The organism is Thiohalocapsa halophila (assembly GCF_016583825.1).
GTDB classification, from domain to species: domain Bacteria; phylum Pseudomonadota; class Gammaproteobacteria; order Chromatiales; family Chromatiaceae; genus Thiohalocapsa; species Thiohalocapsa halophila.
Genome location: NZ_NRRV01000128.1, coordinates 1 through 6,789 on the forward strand (window position 1 = coordinate 1; position 6,789 = coordinate 6,789).

General features: G+C 72.0%; 6 protein-coding genes. 2 read left to right on the plus strand and 4 right to left on the minus strand.

Annotated elements, in window-relative coordinates; translation table 11 throughout:
- The first annotated feature begins 48 nt into the window (after positions 1 to 48).
- Both CKO31_RS24955 and CKO31_RS24960 read left to right on the plus strand, forming a co-directional pair.
- The gene (locus CKO31_RS24955; RefSeq protein ID WP_200243292.1) at positions 49 to 1,287 is read left to right on the plus strand and encodes a D-alanyl-D-alanine carboxypeptidase/D-alanyl-D-alanine-endopeptidase; all 1,239 of its coding nucleotides are present in this window, start codon (positions 49 to 51) and stop codon (positions 1,285 to 1,287) included.
- A gap of 148 nt (positions 1,288 to 1,435) precedes the next feature.
- The gene (locus CKO31_RS24960; protein ID WP_200243293.1) at positions 1,436 to 2,248 is read left to right on the plus strand and encodes a trypsin-like peptidase domain-containing protein; all 813 of its coding nucleotides are present in this window, start codon (positions 1,436 to 1,438) and stop codon (positions 2,246 to 2,248) included.
- Positions 2,249 to 2,610: 362 nt separating this feature from the next.
- Here the strand turns inward: CKO31_RS24960 and CKO31_RS24965 are convergent, their stop codons facing one another.
- The 4 genes from CKO31_RS24965 to moaB are packed head-to-tail and all read right to left on the minus strand — an operon-like array spanning position 2,611 to position 6,416.
- Positions 2,611 to 4,350 (minus strand): hypothetical protein, encoded by a 1,740-nt coding sequence (locus tag CKO31_RS24965; RefSeq protein ID WP_200243294.1) that lies wholly within the window; start codon positions 4,348 to 4,350, stop codon positions 2,611 to 2,613.
- A gap of 41 nt (positions 4,351 to 4,391) precedes the next feature.
- Entirely contained in the window at positions 4,392 to 4,643 is a 252-nt protein-coding gene (moaD, locus tag CKO31_RS24970; protein ID WP_200243295.1) for a molybdopterin converting factor subunit 1, read from the minus strand.
- Entirely contained in the window at positions 4,640 to 5,884 is a 1,245-nt protein-coding gene (locus tag CKO31_RS24975) for a molybdopterin molybdotransferase MoeA (RefSeq protein WP_200243297.1), read from the minus strand. Before CKO31_RS24975 ends, moaD begins: the two co-directional genes overlap by 4 nt.
- 1 nt (position 5,885) lies before the next feature.
- A complete protein-coding gene (moaB, locus tag CKO31_RS24980; RefSeq protein ID WP_200243299.1) occupies positions 5,886 to 6,416 on the minus strand; it encodes a molybdenum cofactor biosynthesis protein B in 531 nt (176 codons plus the stop codon).
- Positions 6,417 to 6,789: the final 373 nt, after the last annotated feature.

Here is a 6,789-nt window from a genome sequence, read left to right on the forward strand (position 1 = left end):
CCCTCAGCCCTCAGCCCTAATCCAGCCGACAGCCCCAGGAATCCACCCATGCCTGTCCCCAACCCCTGCCGCAGTGCCGCGGCGCCCATCGCCCGCCGCCCGCTCGGCGGCCCCTTGCTCGGCGCCGCTTTGTTGTTGTTCGCCGCCTCTGCACAGGCCGACCCCATCGGCCGCGCGCTCGCCCTCGGCAACGCCAGTCTGGTGGTGACAGAGGGCGGGCGCACCGTCATCGCCGACAACGCCGACCGCGGCATGGTGCCGGCGTCCACCATGAAGCTGCTGATGGCGCTCGCCGCCATCGAGCGCTGGGGGCTCGATCATCGGTTCACGACGGAGCTCCGCCAGGGGCGCGACGGTCGGCTGTGGGTGGTGGGCCAGGGCGACCCCTACCTCGTCTCCGAGGAGCTGGATCAGGTGGTGCGGGCCCTGCGGCGCCAGGGTGTGCGCAGCGTCAACGGCATCGGCCTGGACGATACCCTCTTCGTCGCCGGTGACCGCATCCCCGGGCGCTCGTCCAGCCACAACCCCTACGACGCCCCGGTCACGGCGCTGGCGGTGAACTTCAACACCGTCAATGTTCGTGTCGCCGGCGGCAGCGTGCGCAGCGCCGAGGCACAGACCGAGCTTACGCCCACCGCGCGCCGCCTGGGTGCGGCCATGGGCGGCGGCACGCACCGGGTGAATCTGAAGACCCGCGACAACGCCCTGGAGCACGCAGGCGAGCTGCTGGCGCTGAAGCTGGAGGCCGCCGGCATTCGCGTGAACGGCGGCGTCATGGTCGGGCGCGCGCCGAGCGGGGCCAAGGTGCTGCTGACCCATCGCAACAGCCGCCCCCTGTCCAAGGTGGTGGAGAACATGCTGGAGTACTCCACGAACTTCGTCGCCAACGACCTCTTTCTATTGTTCGGCGAGCGCGGCGGCCAGAGCAGCATGGCGCAGTCGCAGCTGGCCATGGAAGACTGGGCGCGGGGCAAGTTCGGCTGGCGCAGCGTCACCATCGAGGACGGTGCCGGCCTCTCCCGCGGCAACCGCCTGAGCGGGCGCCAGCTCATCGACGTGCTCGAGGCCATGGAGCCCTACCGCCACCTGGTGCCGGTGCAGGACGGCAACCCCAATGTCCGCGCCAAGACCGGCACCCTCTCCGGTGTCAGCTGCTATGCGGGCTGGGTGCGCCGGGGCGGGGGCTGGGCACCCTTCAGCCTGCTCATCAACCAGCCGGTAGCCTATGGCTTCCGCAACCAGGTGGCCAGTGCCCTGGCGACGGCACCGACACTGGCGCGGTACTGAGCCGGCGTCGGTGCGAGCGGCTCGGCAGCGCAGTGTGCTGGGCGCGGGCGCGCGCCGGCCGTGCCTGCGCCCTGCTCGGCGCCTGTGGGGGCGCCCGTTTTGGCGCCTGTATTGGCGCCGCGGCCTGGCGGTCGCGGCTTTGGCACCGATGCTGGCGGGCCTGGCCGGCTGCGCCGGTCTGGAGCTCGCCGAGCCGCAGCCGCTGGCCGCGGCCTCGAGGCCGGTGCCGGCGGCGGTCGACGGCTCGCCCTTTTGGAAGGCCGACGGCGGTTACCCGTCATTGGCACCGCTGCTGAAACGGGTGACACCGGCGGTGGTCAACGTCGCCGTGATCTCCGAGGTGAGCCTGGCGGACCATCCCTTCCTGACGGACCCGGCCTTCCGCGAGTTCCTGGAGCAGTTCGACATCGACCCGCCGACGCCGGGCGAGCTACGCCGGCGCGAGAGCGTCGGCTCGGGTGTCATCGTCGACGCCCGCCGCGGCATCGTGCTCACCAACGCCCATGTCATCGAGGACGCCCGGGACATCACGGTCACGCTGAAGGACCGGCGCAGCTTCAAGGCGCGGCTCATCGGCCGGGACCCTGGAACGGACGTCGCTGTGCTGCGCATCATGCCGTTGGACGTGCCGGACCTGCGCTTCGCCGACTCCAACGACCTGGAAGTGGGCGACTTCGTGCTCGCCATCGGTAACCCCTTCGGCCTGGGCCAGACCGTCACCTCCGGCATTGTCAGCGCGGTGGGGCGCACCGGGATTGCCGACGACAGCCTCGGCGAGCTGATCCAGACCGACGCCTCCATCAACCCCGGTAACTCCGGTGGCCCCCTCATCGACCTCGCCGGACGCATCGTCGGCATCAACACCGCCCTCATCGGCCCCAGCGGCGGCAACGTCGGCATCGGCTTCTCGGTGCCCGCCAACCGGGTGCAGCAGGCGATCGCGCGCATCCTCGAGCGCTAGCCGCCGGGCGAGCCCCTTGCCGGCGTAGGTCGGCGCCGACGCCAGCAGGCCCGACAGGGGCGGCGGCTCGGTGTCGGGCTTCGCTATCGCTCAGCGCCGACCTACGGAGGCGTAGGTCGGTGCCGACGCCAGAGGCCCGACAGGCGCCGGTGGCTCGCCGTCGGGCTTCGCTGCCGCTCAGCGCCGACCTACGGGGTGTAGGTCGGCGCCGACGCCAGGAGGCCCGACAGGGGCGGCAGCTCGGTGTCGGCCTTCGCTGCCGCTCAGCGCCGACCTACGGGGGTGTAGGTCGGCGCCGACGCCAGGAGGCCCGACAGGCGCCGGCGGCTCGGTGTCGGGCTTCGCTGCCGCTCAGCGCCGACCTACGGAGGCCCCGGCACCGCGAGACCGCATTCGACACCGCGCTCTCGGCCCCCGGCGAGCAGGGGCGCGAGCAGGTCGTAGGCCGCGTCGGGATCGAGCTCGTAGTTGTCCAGGTCGTCCATCCAGCGGTTCTTCTCGACCCGCTTGGCGCCGGGCACATCCCGCACCAGCGTCGCGTCGAGATAGGTCGGCGGGGTCCCGTCCTCGCGCACGTCGCGGGCTGCTTCCCAGAGCCGCGGCGTCGTCAGCGCCGTCCTATTGGCGTGGACTAGCCCCGGGCAGTCGCCGAGCCAGCCGATCTTGTGCTGGAGGCTGCCGTGGTGGGCGAAATAGCAGTCCGCGATGTCGGCGAAGACCACCGCCTCAAACAGCGCCCGGCCCACGAGGCTCTCCACCGGTAGACAGCCGTCGAGCCCGGCACGGATGGCCGCTGCCGCCTGCTGCTCGGCGGCAATGACCGCCGCGTACCCCTTGTTCGTGCCGCCGTCGGCACGGTATAGACGCGAGAAGCCGTCGATGACGAGCGCGGCTCGCGGGTAGTCCGCCGCCAGCCGGCGGCCGATGGCGATGAGCCCCGGCACCTGCGACACCCAGGTGCGGTTCTCCATGCGCAGCGTGACCCAGAGAATGGGCCGATGCGCCCGGCGCAGGGCCGCCGCGCGGTCGGTCACGGCCGCCGGTACCCGCGCCGCGGCGACGCGCCGCACCCGAGCCACCAGCGCGTCGCCGATGCGCGTTCCGCCCACCCGCAGCAGCAGCCGATGCTCGTGCAGGGCGCTGCGGATAACGCCCGGGCCGCGGAGATGCTCCACGGACATCCCGGCGGCCGGCAGCTCGGGGAACAGAGCCGCCACCGGCCCCCAGGGCTCGGCGCAAACCATCAGGCTCGGCGGCTTGACCGGCGGCGCCTGCTGGATGAAACGCACAAGGCGCTCCAGCCCGCTCAGCGCATTCCACAGGTGATGGGCGAACTGCTGGTTGTCCACCAGGGCTGCGATGCGCGGCGGGTCTCGGCGTTGGAGGTAGCGGCGCACGGCCCGGTGCTCGGCGAGCAAGTGGGCACGCAGCTCGTCGATCTCGTCGCGGCCGTGCCAGCGCACCGGCTCCGCCAGCAGCAGTGCCGTGCGCAGCGCGGGCAGAAAGAGATAGAGCTTGATCCAGCCGCGGCCCTCGCGGCCCACCGCCAGCAGCAGTGCCGGCGCGTCTCCGGCCGCAGGGAACCAATAGAAAATGGGCTGATTCTGTGCCGCCAGCAGGCCGTGGATGGAGCGCCGCACCCGGCCGGTTACCGGGCAGACGGCTTCGATGGCGCCCTGGTCCAGGGCTTCCAGCTGGAAGGCGGTGTGATCCGGGTCCGCGGCAATGCCGAGCTCATGGCGGCGGGCCGCACGCGGCGCCGGCAGATAGGCCGCAGGTATCAGCCCCCGGTTGGCCAGGATGTACGCCGACTCCAGCCCCCAGCGCGCGAGCCAAGCTTGCTCGCCAGCATCAGCGGCCCTGAGATCGATGCAGCGATAATCCGGCGCTCCGGCCAGGGCCTGGCGGATGACGGGCGCCGGCGGCAGGGGCAGTCTTGCCGGCGGGCGCCGCGGGCCGGGTAGGTCCAGGAGCTTGGCCTCCAGGGCCGTGTAATAGCCGCGCTCCCGCCCGGCCATGCCGGGGAGCTGCCGCGCCAGGGCGACAGCCCTGCCCCAGAGCTTACGGGGCAGCGTCTGCGCCAGGAGGCTGGCCAGCCGCACGCGGCTGATGGCGGGTTGTCGCGAGTCTGCCGACGCGGCGCTCAGCCGCCGGTCACCGGTGGGAAGAAGGCCAGCTCGTCGCCCTCCGCCACCGGCGTGTCCGGCTGGGCCATCTGTTGGTTTACGGCGGCGAGCACCCGCCGGCTGTCGTCCAGGGCGGCGCTCCAGGCGCCGCCGCGCTCGCGCAGCCGGGCGCGGATCTCGGCCACCGTGCCGGCCTGCGCCGCGGGCAGGGCCTCTTCGGTTGTGCCCAGAGCTTCGCGCAGGCTGGCGAAATAGCGTACGCGGATCATGCCAGCAGCTCCGTGAATGGGATGAAGCCGACACTGTCGCCGGCCTGCAAAGCTTGGTGCTCCACCAGCTCCACCAGGCCGTCCGCCCAGGTCAGCGATGTCAGGTCCGCCGAGGATCGGCTCGGGAAGACTTGGACGCTGGCGTTGCCCGCGGCGTCGGTTACCAGTCGGGCGCGCTGGTACTCGCGGCGTTTGTCCGGCTTCGGCCAGTCGAAGCCCGCGGCGGCGCGGATGCGCTTCGGTGTTGGCACCGGGTCCAGGCCCTGCATGCGCTGGATGAAGGGCCGTGCGAACAGGCAGAAGGTCACGAACAGCGACACCGGGTTGCCAGGGCTGCCGATGAAGGGCGTGTCGGCGATGTGACCGAAGGCGAGGGGCCGCCCCGGACGCATGGCGACGCTCCAGAGGTCGAGCCGCCCCAGCTCCTCGACAGCCGGGCGCACGTGGTCCTCCTCACCCACGGAGACGCCGCCGCTGGCGAGCACCAGGTCGGCGCGCTCGGCGCCGTCGGCGAGTGCCGCTCGGGTCGCCGCGCGGGTGTCCGGGACGATGCCGAGGTCGATGATCTCGCAGCCGAGGCCCGTCAACAGGGCCTGATACAGCGTGCGGTTGGAATTGTAGATCTGCCCCGGGCCCAGGGGCTGGCCCGGCTCCACCAGCTCGTCGCCACTGGCGAAGATGGCCACCCGCAGCCGCCGGCGCACGTCCAGCGCCGCCGCACCCACGGAGGCGGCCACGGCGAGGTGTTGCGGGCCCAGGCGCACGCCCGCCGGCAGCACCGTGTCGCCCGCGCGCAATTGCTCGCCGCGATAGCGGATATTGCGCCCGGCCTCGACCGCCGCCGGCAGCTGCACCCGGCCGTCGCCGAGCACTTCGCAGGCCTCCTGCACCACCACGGTGTCGGCGCCCGCCGGCACCGGCGCACCGGTGAAGATGCGCGCGGCGCTGCCGGGTGCCAGCGGCTCGGCGGCGGCCCCGGCGGGGATACGCTGAGAGACGGGCAGGGGACTCGGCGCTGCGTCGGCGGCGCGCACGACATAGCCGTCCATGGCGCTGTTGTCCCAGGCGGGCTGGTCGATGGGGCTCGCGAGATCAGCGGCGAGCACCCGGCCCTGTGCCTGCGCGAGCGGGATCTGCTCGCTGTCGGCGATCGGCCGGGCTTCGGCCAGCAGGACATCCAGCGCCGCCTCGACGGAGAGCGGGGCCTTGCTGGTGCCGCCGCAGTCGTGAGTGCCGGCCATGTCAGTGCTCGCCGAAGCGCGCGATGAGCTGCGCAAAGTTGCAGGGGCGGGTGCGGCTGTCCAGCTGGGGCGCGAGGATGCCCTCCCAGGCCGTGCGGCAAGCGCCGGTGGAGCCGGGCAGGCAGAAGATGAGCGTGCCGTTGGCGATGCCGGCGAAGGCCCGGGACTGGACTGTCGAGGCGCCGATCTCCTGGAAAGAGATGCGACGGAAGAGCTCGCCGAAGCCGTCGACGGTCTTGTCGAACAGCGGTAGCACCGCCTCCGGCGTACTGTCGCGACCGGTGATGCCGGTGCCGCCGGTGCTGATCACCACGCGCACATCCGAATCCGCGATCCAGCGCGAGAACAGCGCGCGCAGCTGGTAGCGGTCGTCGCGGCAGATCACCTTCTCCACCACCTTGTGGCCGGCGGCCTCCGCTTGCTCGCGCAGGTAATCGCCGGAGGTGTCGTCCGCCTCGGTGCGGCTGTCGGAGACGGTGAGCACTGCGATGGGCAGCGGCTGGAAGGGGGCGTCGGCTGGAGTTCGGCTCATGCGGGCATCGGCTCGGTTGGCACTGTCATCTACCGGATTTTGGCGGCCGCACAGCAAAGGTCAAGCGGTGACGTGGGAGCGGCATCCCTGCCGCGACGATGCGGCGATGCCGCTGCCACTGGCGTCGCGGCCAGAGGCCGCTCCCACGCCGCCATTGGCCGTGGGAGCGGCATCCCTGCCGCGACGATGCGCTGATGCGAGTGCCATTGTCGTCGCGGCCAGAGGCCGCTCCCACGGTGCCACTGGCCGTAATGGGATGGTCCGCCCCGCTTCTCCAACCCCGCCCGAAGCGGGCACACTGACGGGGGGCAAGCAAGCCACCGTCAACCCGAGATAGCGGAGCAGACCAATGACAAAGCGTAGCAAAGAGCGG

What these genes read in the sequence shown, in the direction of transcription:
- CKO31_RS24975 (WP_200243297.1), bottom strand. Translation starts at nt 5,884, where the DNA reads ATGGCCGGCACTCACGACTGCGGCGGCACCAGCAAGGCCCCGCTCTCC.
- CKO31_RS24960 (WP_200243293.1), top strand. Translation starts at nt 1,436, where the DNA reads ATGCTGGCGGGCCTGGCCGGCTGCGCCGGTCTGGAGCTCGCCGAGCCG.
- CKO31_RS24955 (WP_200243292.1), top strand. Translation starts at nt 49, where the DNA reads ATGCCTGTCCCCAACCCCTGCCGCAGTGCCGCGGCGCCCATCGCCCGC.
- moaD (WP_200243295.1), bottom strand. Translation starts at nt 4,643, where the DNA reads ATGATCCGCGTACGCTATTTCGCCAGCCTGCGCGAAGCTCTGGGCACA.
- moaB (WP_200243299.1), bottom strand. Translation starts at nt 6,416, where the DNA reads ATGAGCCGAACTCCAGCCGACGCCCCCTTCCAGCCGCTGCCCATCGCA.